This is a genomic window from Acinetobacter genomosp. 33YU, from assembly GCF_001990725.1.
Classification (GTDB): Bacteria; Pseudomonadota; Gammaproteobacteria; order Pseudomonadales; family Moraxellaceae; genus Acinetobacter; species Acinetobacter seifertii.
Window position 1 is genome coordinate 466867 of sequence record NZ_LFZQ01000009.1, and the last position, 16064, is coordinate 482930.

General features: G+C 39.2%; 12 protein-coding genes. 6 read left to right on the forward strand and 6 right to left on the reverse strand.

What is annotated here, in order from left to right:
- Positions 1 to 145: 145 nt before the first annotated feature.
- The 3 genes from ppc to AC056_RS12590 all read left to right on the forward strand — a co-directional run bounded on the left by ppc (position 146) and on the right by AC056_RS12590 (position 5393).
- A complete protein-coding gene (gene ppc, locus AC056_RS12580; protein WP_004704694.1) occupies positions 146 to 2830 on the forward strand; it encodes a phosphoenolpyruvate carboxylase in 2685 nt (894 codons plus the stop codon).
- Positions 2831 to 3127: 297 nt separating this feature from the next.
- Positions 3128 to 4423, forward strand: a complete 1296-nt coding sequence (locus AC056_RS12585) for a solute carrier family 23 protein (RefSeq protein WP_077163779.1) — start codon at positions 3128 to 3130, stop codon at positions 4421 to 4423.
- Positions 4424 to 4502: 79 nt separating this feature from the next.
- Positions 4503 to 5393, forward strand: a complete 891-nt coding sequence (locus AC056_RS12590; protein WP_077163780.1) for a LysR family transcriptional regulator — start codon at positions 4503 to 4505, stop codon at positions 5391 to 5393.
- A 9-nt stretch (positions 5394 to 5402) separates the two neighbouring features.
- Here the strand turns inward: AC056_RS12590 and AC056_RS12595 are convergent, their stop codons facing one another.
- From AC056_RS12595 to ilvD, 3 genes are all read right to left on the reverse strand, one after another.
- Positions 5403 to 6134, reverse strand: a complete 732-nt coding sequence (locus AC056_RS12595) for a sulfite exporter TauE/SafE family protein (protein ID WP_213033491.1) — start codon at positions 6132 to 6134, stop codon at positions 5403 to 5405.
- 78 nt (positions 6135 to 6212) lie between these two features.
- Positions 6213 to 7502: a hypothetical protein gene (locus AC056_RS12600; RefSeq protein WP_077163781.1), complete on the reverse strand. Its 1290-nt coding sequence runs from the start codon at positions 7500 to 7502 to the stop codon at positions 6213 to 6215.
- Positions 7503 to 7815: 313 nt separating this feature from the next.
- On the reverse strand, positions 7816 to 9645 hold the full coding sequence (ilvD, locus tag AC056_RS12605; RefSeq protein WP_077163782.1) for a dihydroxy-acid dehydratase: 1830 nt from the start codon (positions 9643 to 9645) through the stop codon (positions 7816 to 7818).
- A gap of 345 nt (positions 9646 to 9990) precedes the next feature.
- Here ilvD and fmt point away from each other — a divergent pair, with 345 nt between their 5' ends.
- Complete coding sequence (fmt, locus tag AC056_RS12610; protein ID WP_077163783.1) at positions 9991 to 10953, forward strand: methionyl-tRNA formyltransferase; 963 nt, start codon at positions 9991 to 9993, stop codon at positions 10951 to 10953.
- Positions 10950 to 12254 carry a 16S rRNA (cytosine(967)-C(5))-methyltransferase RsmB gene (gene rsmB / locus AC056_RS12615; protein WP_077163784.1) on the forward strand — a complete coding sequence of 435 codons (1305 nt, stop codon included), beginning with the start codon at positions 10950 to 10952 and terminating at the stop codon, positions 12252 to 12254. Before fmt ends, rsmB begins: the two co-directional genes overlap by 4 nt.
- Positions 12255 to 12294: 40 nt before the next feature.
- Here the strand turns inward: rsmB and AC056_RS12620 are convergent, their stop codons facing one another.
- Positions 12295 to 12438: a methionine/alanine import family NSS transporter small subunit gene (locus AC056_RS12620; protein WP_077163785.1), complete on the reverse strand. Its 144-nt coding sequence runs from the start codon at positions 12436 to 12438 to the stop codon at positions 12295 to 12297.
- Positions 12439 to 12450: 12 nt separating this feature from the next.
- A complete protein-coding gene (locus AC056_RS12625; protein WP_004704674.1) occupies positions 12451 to 13929 on the reverse strand; it encodes a sodium-dependent transporter in 1479 nt (492 codons plus the stop codon).
- Positions 13930 to 14559: 630 nt separating this feature from the next.
- Here AC056_RS12625 and AC056_RS12630 point away from each other — a divergent pair.
- Positions 14560 to 15252, forward strand: a complete 693-nt coding sequence (locus tag AC056_RS12630) for a TIGR04219 family outer membrane beta-barrel protein (RefSeq protein ID WP_077163786.1) — start codon at positions 14560 to 14562, stop codon at positions 15250 to 15252.
- Positions 15253 to 15300: 48 nt separating this feature from the next.
- Here AC056_RS12630 and AC056_RS12635 read toward each other — a convergent pair whose 3' ends face one another.
- On the reverse strand, positions 15301 to 15897 hold the full coding sequence (locus AC056_RS12635; RefSeq protein ID WP_077163787.1) for a glutathione S-transferase family protein: 597 nt from the start codon (positions 15895 to 15897) through the stop codon (positions 15301 to 15303).
- Between the last annotated feature and the right edge of the window lie 167 nt (positions 15898 to 16064).

Below are 16064 nucleotides of genomic sequence, written 5' to 3' on the forward strand. Positions count from 1 at the left end.
ACTGAGTGCATGTCATCTTTTAAGTCGCTATAAGCGAATTAAATGTTATTTTTTAAGCAAAAATTCACATTTTCTTACGCTCAAAGCTTGGAATGTTTGTTAATCGCGCTATATTCGATAAGAATAAGAACAGGAGAAAAATAGCATGGTTCAGCAAATCGATGCGCCACTGCGTGAGGATGTCCGCTTACTTGGCAATTTGTTAGGTGAAACCCTAAAACAACATGCAGGACAAGAACTGTTTAATCAGATCGAGCAAATCCGTGCACTTGCTAAAGGTGCACGTGATGGTCAAGCTGAAGCCGAAAAGCAATTAGAACAATTATTTTTAGAACTGCCCGATGAAGAGCTATTACCTCTCACCCGCGCTTTTTCTCATTTTTTAAATTTTGCCAATATTGCCGAGCAATACCATGTCGTGCGTAGCCGCAGACAGGCAGAATTTGATTCGGAGGCTAATTCTCCAAATCCACTTGTTCACTTATTTCAAAAATTTAAAGATAAAAGTATTTCGACAGAAAAACTATTTCAGCAAATTTGTGATTTAAATATTGAACTGGTACTTACGGCGCATCCAACCGAGGTAAGCCGTCGTACCCTCATTCAAAAATATGACGATATCAACGCTTGTCTTTCACAGCTTGATCAGCAAAAGCTTACTCCACGTGAACGCCAAAATGCTCTTGCCAACTTAAAACAACAAATTAGTTCGGCTTGGCAAACAGATGAAATTCGTCAGCACCGCCCGACTCCTGTCGATGAGGCAAAATGGGGCTTTGCAACCATTGAGCAAACGCTTTGGAATGCTGTACCTAAATTCATTCGTGAATTAAATGAATTAGTTCAAGACAATTGCCAACAAAACTTACCACTCAATATTGCACCAGTCCGCTTTGCTTCTTGGATGGGTGGAGACCGTGATGGTAACCCGAATGTTACTCATCAAATTACCCAAGAAGTGCTGTGGTTATCACGCTGGCAAGCTGCTGACCTTTACCTCAGAGATATTGAAAACTTACGTTGGGAACTTTCAATTCAGACGTGTTCTGAAGAGATGATTCAGGCTATTGGTAGCCAACATGCAGAACCTTATCGTGAGTATTTACGTGCAACACGCGAGCGTTTAAAAGCAACTCGTCACTGGTTAGCGCAGCGTCTACAAGGTTTAGAAGCAGATGACAGCAATGTCATTAAAAGCAAAGATGAGCTGTTACAACCATTATTGCTGTGCTATCGCTCTTTAATTGACAGTAACCTTCCTGAAATTGCGAATGGTCAACTTCTCGACTTTATCTACCGTGTGAACTGTTTTGGTATTGAATTACTTAAACTTGATATTCGCCAAGAATCAGGTCGCCATCGCCAAGCCATTTCAGCCATTACCGAATATTTAGGTTTAGGTAATTTTGAGTCATGGACTGAGCAAGCACGCCAAAACTTCCTGATTCAGGAACTACAAAGCAAACGTCCACTTCTACCGAAATATATTAATGAACCTGAAGGGAGTTTAATTGGCCACCCAGATGTCCAAGAAGTATTTGCAACTATGCGTACTTTGGCAGACCAACCGCCTGAGTCGTTAGGGGCTTATATTATTTCGATGGCTGAATATCCAAGCGATGTTTTAGCTGTATTGTTACTGCAAAAAGAAGCAGGTATTCAGCACCCTTTACGTGTGGTGCCTCTGTTTGAAACTCTAAAAGATTTAGATGGCGCTGCAACAACCATGAATACGCTGTTCAATATGCATTGGTATAAGCAGCACATTCAGGGTAAACACGAAGTCATGATCGGTTACTCCGACTCAGCAAAAGATGCTGGCTTTATGTCTGCCAACTGGGCGCAATATCGTGCTCAAGAAGAACTGACTGCTATTGCTCGTACACACGGCGTACAGTTGACTCTATTTCACGGTCGTGGCGGCTCAATTAGCCGTGGTGGTGCCCCAACCCAACAGGCACTATTCTCACAACCACCAGGTTCAATCTCTGGCGCAATTCGTGTGACAGAACAAGGTGAAATGATCCGCTTCAAATTCGGTCTAGAAGGTATTGCAATGCAAAACCTTGAAATCTATACCGCAGCAACACTTGAAGCGACACTGTTGCCACCACCAGAGCCTAAAGCAGAATGGCGTGAACTCATGAACCGTATGACAGATCATTCTGTGAAGGTTTATCGTCAAACAGTGCGTGAAAATCCACATTTTGTGAAGTATTTACGTACTGTCACGCCTGAGCTTGAATTACAAATGTTGCCTCTAGGCTCGCGTCCAGCAAAACGTAAAGTGAGTGGCGGCATCGAGTCTTTACGAGCCATCCCATGGGTATTTGCATGGACTCAAATCCGTTTGATGTTACCTGCATGGTTAGGTACAGGTGCTGCCATTAATGAAGTAATTGCCGATCAGCAAAAAGCAACACTTGATGAAATGCTTCAGCAATGGCCTTATTTCCAAACGCTCATTGATATGTTGGAAATGGTATTGTCTAAAGCCGATGCCAACATTGCACTCTACTACGAATCTCATTTAACCGAAGATGAAGATTTAAAAGTACTCGGCAACCAGTTACGTCAGCGCCTAAAAGATGCTGTACAAACTTTATTAACCTTAAAAGATGAGTCAAAACTTCTTAGCAATAATGATGTTCTTGATCAATCTATGCAGGTTCGCAAACCATACTTACTTCCTTTGCATCTTTTACAGGCTGAACTCATGAAACGCCGCCGCGATTACCTAGCGGAGCGTCAGGCAGAGAATACCCCTGTTGACCATGCACTGATGGTCAGTATTGCGGGTATTGCTGCTGGTTTACGCAATACGGGTTAAGCTTTTTTACCAATCATTTAACAAAGCAGCACATCACCGATGTGCTGCTTTTTACTTGCAAAGTTCCTCATTTTTCATAAATTTTCCTCGATTTTTTATTTTTTTAAAAATTTTTTTAAAATCATAAAATTAAGCTTTATTATAAAAAAATAACTAATTCCGCATATTTAGAATTATTAAGATTATACCAATCGTTAAAAAATAATTACTTTTCTCCCATATACTTCTCTCTAGAGATTAAATGCTTTCCCAAGAAAGGGTATGATTGCACCAATTAAAGAATAATGAGCTTATTTTATGTCCAACTGGTTTCCAAAATGGCAGCCTTACCAAGGTGATGTTGACCATCGACCGGTCTCTACCAATGAATATCTCCCACCAGTTCAAAGTGCCGTTTTAGGTATCCAACATGCATTTGCCATGTTTGGAGCTACTGTTTTAGCGCCGCTACTCATGGGTTTTAATCCTAACCTTGCTATTTTAATGTCCGGTATCTGTACCATCCTGTTTTTCTTAATTACAGGTGGTCGTGTTCCAAGTTACTTAGGATCAAGTTTTGCCTTTATTGGTGTGGTTGCAGCAGCGACTGGGCACATTACAGGTTCGGGTGCCAATCCAAACCTGTCTATGGCTTTAGGTGGAATCGTAGCGTGTGGTATTTTTTACGCACTCATCGGTTTTATTGTCATGCTTACGGGTACGCGCTGGATTGAAAAACTCATGCCGCCTGTGGTGACTGGCGCAATTGTGATGATTATTGGTCTAAACCTTGCACCTGTTACCATTAAAGGCGTTGCAGGCCAACCATTTGAAATGTGGATGGCATTAATTACTGTGCTTTGTATGGGCAGTATTGCAGTCTTTACACGTGGCCTACTACAACGTCTACTTCTATTAATTGGTTTAATCTTGGCTTATGCAATTTATGCCATCACGACCAATGGTTTAGGTTTAGGTAAACCAATCGATTTTAGCCAGATCTCTCAAGCTGCATGGTTCGGTATTCCAAGCTTTTCACATCCTACTTTTGATACTAAAGCTATGCTAATTATTGCGCCAGTTGCGCTTATTTTAGTAGCAGAGAACTTAGGCCATATTAAAGCTGTTGGTGCCATGACTGGCGAAAACCTAACACCACAATTAGGCAAAGCATTTGTTGCAGATGGTTTGGCTACAACGCTTTCTGGTAGTGTCGGCGCGCCGGGGATGACTACTTACGGTGAAAACATTGGTGTGATGGCAGTCACTCGTGTGTACTCAACCATTGTTTTTGTGATTGCAGGCGTCTTTGCAATTTTCTTAGGTCTATCTCCAAAATTTGGTGCTGTCATTAGCACTATTCCAAGCGCAGTTTTGACAGGTGCATCTATTGTCGTATTTGGTTTAATTACCATTGCCGGTGCAAAAATCTGGATCGAAAACAAAGTTGATTTTTCTAATAATAAAAACCTGATTGTTGCTTCAGTCACGATTATTTTAGGTGCCGGTAACTTTGAATTATTGTTCGGTAATTTCAATTTAGGCGGTATTGGTACCGCAACATTTGCGGCCATTATTCTAAATTGGTTGTTCAGTTTAAAAGATAAAACTTAAATTCAAAAAGGCAGCGTAAGCTGCCTTTTTTCATTCCGATTTAGTATGATGATTTTTTGCGCTTCAATACGTTCCTATCATGCGTTTTGATTTTTTTGATTTACAGCTGGTCCTTCATATTGTCTCGACTGGTAGCCTCACCAAAGGTGCTGACCGCTCTGCGATTTCACTTCAGGCGGCGAGTGAGCGTATAAAAAAACTCGAACAGTATTTTGAAACACCTTTATTTATTCGCCAAACTACAGGCGTAGAGCTCACCACAGCGGGACATGCTTTTGTAGAACATGCTCGTCAGCTTTTAGCACAAAAAGATCAACTCGAACAAGAAATGCAGCGCTTTAAGTCTTCTACAATAGAGCCATTAACGCTTTGGTGTAACTCTTCAGCTCAAAGCGAATATTTGCCTCCGTTATTACCGCAATATTTAGTGCTTCATCCTGAAATGAATATCGATTTGCACGAAGCAGAAAGCTCAGAAATTGTAGATGCATTAACCCAAGGAATTGCGAGCCTTGGCTTGGTCTCAAGCTTTTTTGATACCCGACATTTGCAAACGAAAGAATTTGCGAGTGATCCTTTAGTTTTGATTTGTCCTGCTACACATGAGTTAGCTCAATATCAAAAGCTAAATTTGGTAGAGGCTTTAAGCTATGGTTTTATTGGCCTTAAAGCCCATCACTCTTTGCAACAGTCCATTGAAACTCAAGCGAAATTATTAGGCTTTAACATACAGTACCGTTTGCGCTTACCTAACTTTAGCGCAATTGCTGAAGTCGTTACCAAAGGCGTGGGTATTGCGATTATGCCTGCCCGTGCGGCGCAGCGCCTCCAATCGGACTATGATTTCCACTCCATTCAATTACTCGGCGCATGGGCAAACCGAAAACTACTTTTAGCCACACAAAATTTCAGCCAGTTGCCTAGCAGTTATAAACAATTTGCAGATTTTCTATTAGAACATCGCCCTTAGAAATTTGGTTTAGTGCAAAATCATATAAAGACCTAATGACACCAAACCTATAAAAAAGGTACGGCGAAATAACTGCTCATTAAGTCGATAACGGATTTTTTTACCGATCCACATTCCAATGAGTGCAGCCAACAGCGCAGCTAAAGATAAACGATAGTCCAGTGTTACTTCAGACATCGGGTTATGGTGTAAAAAGACTGCAAGACAAATGGTAGAAACCGTAAACGTTAATCCCAAAGCCTGAACCAGCTCGTCACGTTTTAAATGTAAAGACTGCAAATATGGCACCACAGGAATGATAATAACGCCTGTGGCTACGGTGACTGCCCCACCAATATATCCAATAATCGGCGATAACCAGCGCTCATGTTTCCCTAAGTTTGGAAGCTTTTTGACACACAGTCCATAAAGCCCATATAAAGCCAACATACAGCCTAATAAAATCTCACTACTGTGCCCATGACTTTGACTTAAAGTGGGTAAAAAACTCCATATTGAACCGACCACAATACCTACGAGCAAAGTCCAGAAACGGCGAATAAAAGTCCAAACATGTCCCTCAGCAAAAAGCTGCCAAACATTGGTGACCATTGAAGGAACAATCAAAAGAGATGCAGCCTGAAAAGGGCTCATTGCGATGGTGAGTAAGCCCATTGATACTGCGGGCAAACCTAGGCCAATCATGCCTTTGATCATGCCAGCAAAGGCAAACACCATCATAATAACTGCTAAAAAAGTCACTGTTTATCTCCGATTCCCTACATGGTTATGCTACGGAAAAAACAGGTTTTGCCCTATTCTTGTTTTTAGGAGTAGGCCTCAATTAGAAGTTGAGGCCGTCTTGTATTTTTCTTCTAAAACATTACTAAAAATACTTTCAATCATCCAAACTCGGTACAAGCTATTAAACACATAACTTTGCCCATCAATACGTAGCTCTAAAACCGGCAGATCAGGCTGATGCTTGTCTTTGCAAAGTGCATCATTGTGTTCCAAGCGAGAAGGGACATCCTGTTCGGTTAAATGCTCAATGCCGAGTTGCTGCTGTAACTCTTGAAAATGCCTCTGGAAAGATAGGTCTTTTCCTTTCGTCCAAACTGCCTGCAAAATCGTAAAAATTGCATCGAGTTGCTGACTTTCCGGCACACTATAAAAAAGCTTTGCCATCTCAAGCGTACTTTCTTCTGTAGGACGACAAAACGGTGTAAAAGCCACCTCAGTACGTTTAGAAACACGTGTTGCCAAGCTCCAGTCAAACCAGTCTCTGCCTTGGTAACTAAGCGGATAAACTTTTAACTGAATATCATAATAGTCTGCGAGTTCTTCTTTAATATATGCAAGAAGTAACCAGCTCATCGGATCTTCTAAAGCAATAAATACATCAAGCTCAGGGTGAAGAGCCTGAATTTCATTGAGTGCTTCAGCATCATTAATCAAATGTTCACGCCATTCGATATGATTAATTAAAAAAATCGGAATACCTGTCAGTAACTTTTGTTGTTTTAAACGACGGGTTAGACGTAATAAATCATCCACTGCGTGATATTTACGTCCACCAAATTCAAAGTACGCTGCTTGTACAGGCTCATCTGTAAAAATACGTTCTGGGAAGTGCTGTGGCATCTGATGCTTCACCGCCATGGCATGTAAAGTACGTAACTTTCCATATTGCTGTTGCCAAAGCATGTGAAAGATATCTTCAAGTAAATGGAAGAAGTTCTGACCTTGTAATGGAGTTCTTTTTAGTATGACAGCGGCTTGTTTTAAAGCTTCTTGGCTTGGGATTTCTGGGAACTCATCAAAAGCAAAACGATGCTGATTTGCTAAAATCTTGGCATCATTTAAACAATAATGCTGCCATTCCTCATGCGTCATGCTGTTCGGAGGTTCAGAAGCTGTATGAGAAATAATAATTTTTAAAGGTTTAAGCTCATCACTTAAAATTTCATCTAGCTGAGACAATTGCTGAACAGCCAGATAGCTATACACATCATCAAGTCGTAAATAAATACTTAAACCATTTTCCGTGGGTAACACCGCTTGACGAGAAGGCTTTTGGTAAAACCAGCTCGATCGGATAGGGTCAAACCAACGGCGTAGCAGTGACATGAGTAGTGCCTCTAAAAAATAAATCCTAAGCGAGATCAAAAGTTATTTGATCATAGTGCAAGGTTAAACAGTAGTCGAGATAGAAAAATGACTACCTAAGTTCGCGCAGAAAATATGTCATGTTATTTCGCGAGTTTCTGCGTAGGTGAAGATTTTATCACCATTTTATGGCAAACCCATAGAATGATCTGAAAACACCTTTTGCTACAAGCGGATTTTTTTTACTAGACATAAAAAATGCACCCATAACATGATAGCAATTCATCGTGTTAATGGGTGCATGTTTCCTATTCAATTATTAAAATTGAATATTTTATAGAACGCGTACAGCTCCTTTTGCAGCGCTTGTTGTATGCATTGCATAAACTTTTAACGCTTTTGATACTTTACGTTTACGTTCTTCTTTCGGATGCCAGCCTTTCGCTTCCTGAACTGTACGACGGTGCGCCATAGTCGCATCATCAACATTCAAGTGAATCGTACGGTTCGGAATATCAATTTCGATGGTATCACCATCTTCAACTAAACCAATTGCACCGCCTTCCGCAGCTTCCGGCGAAACGTGTCCAATTGAAAGACCTGATGAACCACCAGAGAAACGACCATCTGTCACCAATGCACAGTCTTTTCCTAAACCTTTCGATTTAAGATAGCTGGTTGGGTAAAGCATTTCTTGCATACCTGGACCACCACGTGGACCTTCGTAACGAATCACCACAACGTCACCAGCTTTAATTTCATGGCCCAAAATTGCATCTACAGCGGCATCTTGGCTTTCAAATACGCGTGCTGTACCCGTAAATTTCAGGATGGATTCATCAACGCCTGCAGTTTTCACGATACAACCATCAAGCGCGATGTTGCCGTATAGAACTGCTAAACCACCATCTTTAGAGAATGCATGCTCTGCATTACGAATCACGCCTTTTTCACGATCGCCATCTAAAGTTGAATAGTAGCGATTTTGAGAGAAAGCAACTTGAGTTGGTACGCCACCCGGAGATGAACGATAGAACTCATAAATATCTGCATCTTCAGTACGAATAATGTCCCACTTATCTAATGCATCTTTTAAAGTTTTCTCATGTACAGTCGGTACAGATACATCAAGTAAATTCGCACGATCAAGCTCACCTAAGATCGCCATAATGCCACCCGCGCGGTGAACATCTTCCATATGAACATCTTGTTTTGCAGGTGCTACTTTTGAAAGTACAGGAACTCGACGTGATAATTCGTCGATGTCATCCATGGTAAAATCAACTTCAGCTTCACTTGCCGCAGCCAATAAATGTAGAACGGTATTGGTTGAACCACCCATTGCAATATCAAGTGTCATCGCATTTTTAAATGCAGCCTTAGTTGCAATTGAACGAGGTAAAATACTTGCATCTTCTTGTTCGTAATAACGCTTAGCCAATTCAACAATAAGCTGACCTGCTTTTAAGAATAATTTTTTACGGTTTGCATGCGTCGCAACAATCGAACCATTACCCGGTAAAGATAAGCCTAAAGCTTCGGTTAAACAGTTCATTGAGTTTGCAGTGAACATACCTGAACATGAACCACAGGTTGGACATGCTGAACGTTCAAATTCTGCAACTTCTTCGTCTGTATAACTTTCATCAGCCGCAACAACCATGGCATCAACAAGGTCAATCGCTTTTTCATTACCGCGGAATTTAACCTTACCCGCTTCCATTGGTCCGCCAGAAACAAAAACTACTGGAATATTTAGGCGCATCGCAGCCATCAACATTCCTGGTGTAATTTTGTCACAGTTAGAAATACACACCATGGCATCTGCACAGTGTGCATTCACCATGTATTCAACCGAGTCTGCAATCAAATCACGTGATGGTAATGAATAAAGCATGCCGTCATGCCCCATTGCGATCCCGTCATCTACTGCAATTGTATTGAACTCTTTAGCAACACCACCTGCTGCCTGAATTTCTGCTGCGACAAGCTGCCCTAGATCTTTTAGATGGACATGGCCTGGAACAAATTGAGTAAATGAATTGACCACCGCAATAATCGGTTTGCCGAAATCTTCATCTTTCATTCCTGTTGCACGCCATAAGCCACGTGCGCCAGCCATATTTCTTCCGTGTGTCGATGTTTTTGAACGATAGTCAGGCATTTGTGTTTCCAACAAGTTGTGCTTGAGCGGAATTTCTTCCACTCTGGCTGAATGATACTGATATAGCGTTAGATCAGTCGGAATATTGACTCATCATCATTTGATCATTCTCCATTCTATAGAAGCAAATAATATAGGGAAAGCCAATAACGATAATACTCAGTCAATATTTAGCAAAACTTACATGAATAATTTTTTATTTTTTTATAACCTTTTTTTATCAATAAAATTTTTTCAATAATTTTTTGTTCACTATTAAAAAACTAAAACGCTCGATCGCTATGAGTTTAGGGCTTCAAACGTTTTTCACGTATACTACCCATAAACTCTTTTTGGATTGCATTTGTGAAAATTATTTTTGCTGGCACCCCCGAATTTGCTGCAATAGCATTGGCGGCTTTATTAAAAACTTCCCATGAAATTATCGCGGTTTATACTCAGCCAGATCGTAAATCGGGTCGTGGACAAAAACTAACGCCATCTCCTGTAAAACAGCTTGCACTTGAACACAATATTCCTGTTTATCAACCACTCCACTTCAAAGCTTCAACTGAAGAAGGCTTGGCTGCTCAACAAGAACTTGCTGCTTTAGGCGCTGATGTGATGGTGGTTGCAGCCTATGGTTTAATTCTTCCACAAGCTGTGCTCGATACACCTAAATATGGTTGCTTAAATATTCACGGTTCATTATTACCACGCTGGCGTGGAGCAGCGCCCATTCAACGCGCGATTGCAACAGGTGACGACGAAACTGGTATCACCATCATGCAAATGGCTGCTGGTTTAGATACAGGCGATATGATGTATAAAACCTATTGCCCAATCACTGTCGAAGATACTTCTGCGACTTTACATGACAAACTTGCAGATCAAGGTGCAACAGCAATTTGTGCGGTACTTGATTCAGAAGAAACACTACAAAAATATTTGGCAGAACGCGAAGTTCAAGACGAAAGCTTAACGGTCTATGCTCATAAACTCGTAAAATCAGAAGCTCGTATTGATTGGTCAATAGATGCTGTTCAAATTGACCGAAATATCCGTGCATTTAACCCTTGGCCAGTCGCTTTTGTTCAGCTTGATGAAAACAATGCACTGCGTGTCTGGAACTCAACAGTTTCTAGTCAAAGCAAAGCAGATGCCCAAGCTGGTGAAATTATTGCAATTGATAAACAAGGCGTGCATGTTGCTTGCGGTGAAAATACATTTGTTTGTTTGACGAGTGTGCAATGGCCGGGTGGTAAAGCATTAAATGCTCAGCAAATTGCACAAACTCAAAAACTTCACGTAGGACAGATTTTGCCATGAGTCAGGTTAATTCAAATTCATCACGTTTTAACCTACGTGCTCAAGTCGTCCAGACGTTATTAAAAGTTCAGCAAGGACAATCACTTGCTAGTATTTTAAATACACAGCTCAATCAAGTGGCAGAGCGTGACCGTGCTTTATTCCATGAGCTTGTATTAGGTACATTGCGTCAATGGTTTGCCCTTAAATCAATTAGCTTACCTCTACTCAGTAAGCCTTTAAATAATGAGACAGTAGAAACCTGCCTATACGTTGGTCTTTATCAAGTTTTATGTACGCGTATTGCAGCACATGCTGCCATTTCGGAAACAGTAGATGCGACCAAACAACTTGGATTCCCTGCACTCAGTGGCATTGTAAATGCTATTTTACGCCGAGCTAATCGTGAAACTGATGATTTTCAGCAAGGTTTACAGCAAGCACATGGCTTACCAAGTTGGCTCTTTAAGCGACTAAAAAAAGATTGGGGTGAACAAACCGAAGCACTCTGCCAATCGCTAAAACAAGTTGCACCTTTAACTTTACGAGTGAACCAGCGACACATTGGTCGAGATGCTTATTTAGCAAAACTACAAAGTCTAGATATTCAGGCACGTGCATGTGCTCTGTCTGAAGCAGGTATTGTTCTTGAGCAATCTGTACAAATTACCCAGCTGCCTGGTTTTGAAGATGGATGGTTTTCTGTACAAGATGAACATGCACAGCTATGTGCAACTCTATTGCCTGATTTAAACAATAAAACAGTGATTGATGCTTGTGCTGCTCCGGGTGGTAAAACAGCTCACTTGCTAGAAAAATTTAAACCAGCACAGTTAATCGCGATTGATCAGGACGCGAGTCGTTTAGTCCGCGTGACTGAAAACTTAAACCGACTAGCACTAGATCAAAGTCATACTGAAATTCTGGCTGCCGATGCAACCGAGTGGACTCCGACTGAACCAGTAGATTGTATCGTGCTTGATGCACCTTGTTCTGCGACAGGTGTCATTCGACGTCACCCTGACATACGCCTATTACGTCAATCTACCGATATAGCGCAAACCATTGAGCTACAAAAGCAGATTTTGGAACACATGTGGCAACAACTTAAAGTTGGTGGCACATTGCTCTACATCACTTGTTCAATTTTAAAAGCTGAAAATGAACAACAGATGATCAACTTCTTTGCAGAACATACCGATGCAAAAGAAGTGAAAATCGAAGCAGCTTGGGGAATTGAACAAACTCATGGCAAACAATTGTTGCCACAAGCTCAATCTGGTGATGGATTTTATTATTGTAAAATCCAAAAAATCGCATAAAAAAAGCAGGCTTAAAAGCCTGCTTTTTTCTAGACCAATATCAAAGTGTGTGCTGGTCTTTTACTTCTTCTAAAACTTCATCTAACTCTTCAGGATGCTTAGATAAATGTAAGATGGATAAAGCCACCCCACCCCACACAAACACCATTGAAATGATCATCATCACGATTGCCGAAGTATTCATTCCTTTATCCTCCTAGCGATCTTTCATTTTGCTTAACACGATAGCAACGACTGCACAGAAAATTACACTGCCCCAGCCAAAGATACCCTGTAAGCTCATACTATAAGTATCATAGCCATTTTTGATCAAATTAAAAACAGTCATAGAAAGTGTTGTTAATAAGATTAAAGAGGTAATAACAGTTAAAGTGAAGTCCCAACCTTTACCTAATTGAATAGTTGAAATTCGGTTTACATGGTCACGAAGCTCTTTAAGTGCTGAACGTTTAAACCAAGCTACACTAATAATTGAGATCAATGCACCACCAATAATCCCAATGTTATTAATAAAGTGGTCAACAATATCAACAAGCTTAATAGCATTTACACTTGAGAATAAAATAATTGATACAAGCGCACTACCACCACCGATAATGGTTACAGCTTTCTTACGTCCCCACTTCAACTTATCTTGCATCGCTGCAATAGGTACTTCTAAAATACTGACCATTGAAGAAATACCAGCTACAAATAATGAAGAGAAGAACAAAAGACCAAATAGGTCAGCACCAGAACCTAAACTTGAAATAATTTTAGGGAAAGCAATAAATGCGAGTCCAATACCACCACTTACAACATCTTTAACTTCAGTACCTGCTGCATGTGCCATAAAACCAAGCGCAGCAAAAATACCAATACCTGCTAAAATCTCTGTTGATGCATTGGCAAAACCAACAATAAGACCAGAACCTGTCAAATTGGTTTTTGGTTTTAAATAAGATGCATAGGTCACCATGATCCCGAAACCAACAGAAAGTGAAAAGAAGGTATGACCGTAAGCAGCTAACCAAACTTTATAGTCCATCATGGCAGACCAGTTTGGGGTAAAGAATGCATTTAAACCTTGTGCCGCACCAGGTAAACGCAATGACTGAATCACTAAAATAGTAAATAAAACAAATAACAAAGGCATGAAAATCTTATTCGATAATTCAACACCTTTTTTCACTCCACCATATAAAATGATTAAAGTCAGCGCCCAAATTCCTACAATTGGCCAAAATAGATGACTTACAAACTGCAAATCAAAGCCTGTTGCTTTTGAGGTCTGTAAGTAAGTATTGAAGAAGAAGCCTTCTGGGTCACTTCCCCACATTTGACCAATAGAGAAATAAATATAACTGCCAGCCCAAGTCAGTACACTTGCGTAGTACAAACCGATGATGATACAAACACAAACCTGCCACCATCCTAAAGTTTCTCCACCCTTAAACAAAGCTCTATAGGCTTTAGGTGGTGAACCTGTACTACGATGACCTACCGCATAATCTAAAAATAGTAACGGTAAACCAGCAGTAATGAGTGCAAGTAAGTAAGGAATAAGAAACGCACCACCACCATTTTCATATGCAACGTATGGAAAGCGCCAAATATTACCTAAGCCTACAGCCGAACCAACGGCTGCAATAATAAAACCAGATCGTGACGTCCAGTTTTCACGAGAATCTGTCATAGAACACCTAATGTTAAGAGATTACTTATTTTTACTGCTATTGTTGATTGTTATTCCGCATGCAAAAAAAGAACCAAAAAATACTTTTGTGTTTGTAGAAAATAAAATGAACCTTTTGAGTATTTTTCTTCCCTAAACAAACAAGCAAAAATAGAAAATTCTTCCTTAAAGATTTTTGTCCATTTTTTGCCCCTATATAGCTGAACAATACCTGTTTTTATTTCTTTTTACTGTAATTTCCATCTGAAATTTTACGTTTTTTTAGAAATTTTGATCTAGTCTGATCATTTTTTAACTGATATTAGTATTTTAAAGCATATTATTGTGCTGCTATATACAATGATATTTTCTACCATTTAAATTCTTTTAGATTTCACAAAGTGGATATATCAACTAATTTTTCTCATAATAATGAGCAAAACATCATTTTCTGTTTTCACAAAATTTATACTAAGTTCTATAAAATAATTTCCACAACAAAATACATATTTTTATATAAAAATCAAAAACATATAATATTTTAAAAAATTAAAACTTTATTAGCTTTTTATACACTATTTTTCATCAATGCATAACTACCCAGATATCTATATCATGCCCTCAAAGATTTCTTTTACTTAGGATATGATGATGAAGATATTAAAAATGTCTTTTCTAGCACTCGGGATGAGTCTTAGTGGATTTGCTCAAGCGGATTTTATAGGGGTTAAAGGAGACGTGAGTTACTGGTTTTACGATGGTAAAGCAAACATGTCTTCACAATTACCAGATGACCAAGATTTAGATCGAAAAGGTAGTGCTCAACTATCATTAGCTTTTGAGCACCCAATTCCATTTATTCCAAATGCAAAAATTCGCTATGTAAATCTAGATACGCAAACTAAGTCAGAAACCTTAGGCCAAGCTAACTATAAAATTAATTTAGATCATAGCGATTTTATTCTTTACTACGAGTTACTTGATAATATCGTGAGTGTAGATGCTGGTCTTGGTGCAACTGTATTAAATGGTGATATCACTGCTTATACTGGCAAACGTGTGGATATAGATAAAACATATCCTATCGCTTATTTGTCAGGCGAAGTAAAACTTCCATTCACAGGTTTAAGTGCTAAAGGCGAAGCAACCTATACAAACTTTAATGATGCAAAAATTACTGATGCATTAGCAGAGGTAAAGTATAAATTCGTCGATAATTTAGCAGTTGATTTAGGCCTGAAGGCAGGCTACCGCGTACTCAATATTGACTTAGATGATTATGATAATAATGACCTAAAATTTGAATTTAAAGGTCCTTATGTAGGTTTAGAAGCACATTTTTAAATCAGACTTTCAGATATAAAAAAGAACTCTATATGAGTTCTTTTTTATTTAAATCATATCTACATAATCTGAATATTCTCGAATTCTTTGACACCATGCTCGAATATTTGGGTATAAATTTAAATCAAAGCCACCTTCTTCCGCGACATGTGTGTATGCATATAAAGCAATATCAGCAATGGTTAATTGATTTCCAACAAGATAATCATACTCTACTAAAGCTTTATCCATAATTGATAACGCTTTATGCCCTTTTGGTTGTAAGTTCTGGTATTCATCTATTCTTTCTGGCGGTAAGCCTAAATATTTATTAATAAAACGAGCAACTGCAATAAATGGTTCATGGCTATACTGCTCAAAGAACATCCATTGGTACATTTTTGCTTTAATAAAAGGATCTGTAGGAATAAATTTTGTTCCTTCAGCCACATAACCTAAAATAGCATTGGATTCACTCAAAACACGACCATCATCCAGCACTAATACAGGTATTTTTCCATTCGGATTTAACGACAAAAAATCATCTGTTTGAGTTTCTTTGTTTAAAATATCAACATGGATCCATGTATGATTAATTCTTAATAAGGAAAGTAATAATTTAATCTTATAACAATTACCCGAACCTACATCACCATAAATTATCATCGATCCACTTCCCTTATTATTCATACTTAAAAGATTAATTTTCTTATTATTTATAACAGAACTCTTTCTTAGAATTAATATATATCTACTTTTATTCTCTACTGTATTCAGAATTTTATCAAATGTTCTTAGTTAGAACGCGCAATAAAAAACACCCCGATTTCTTT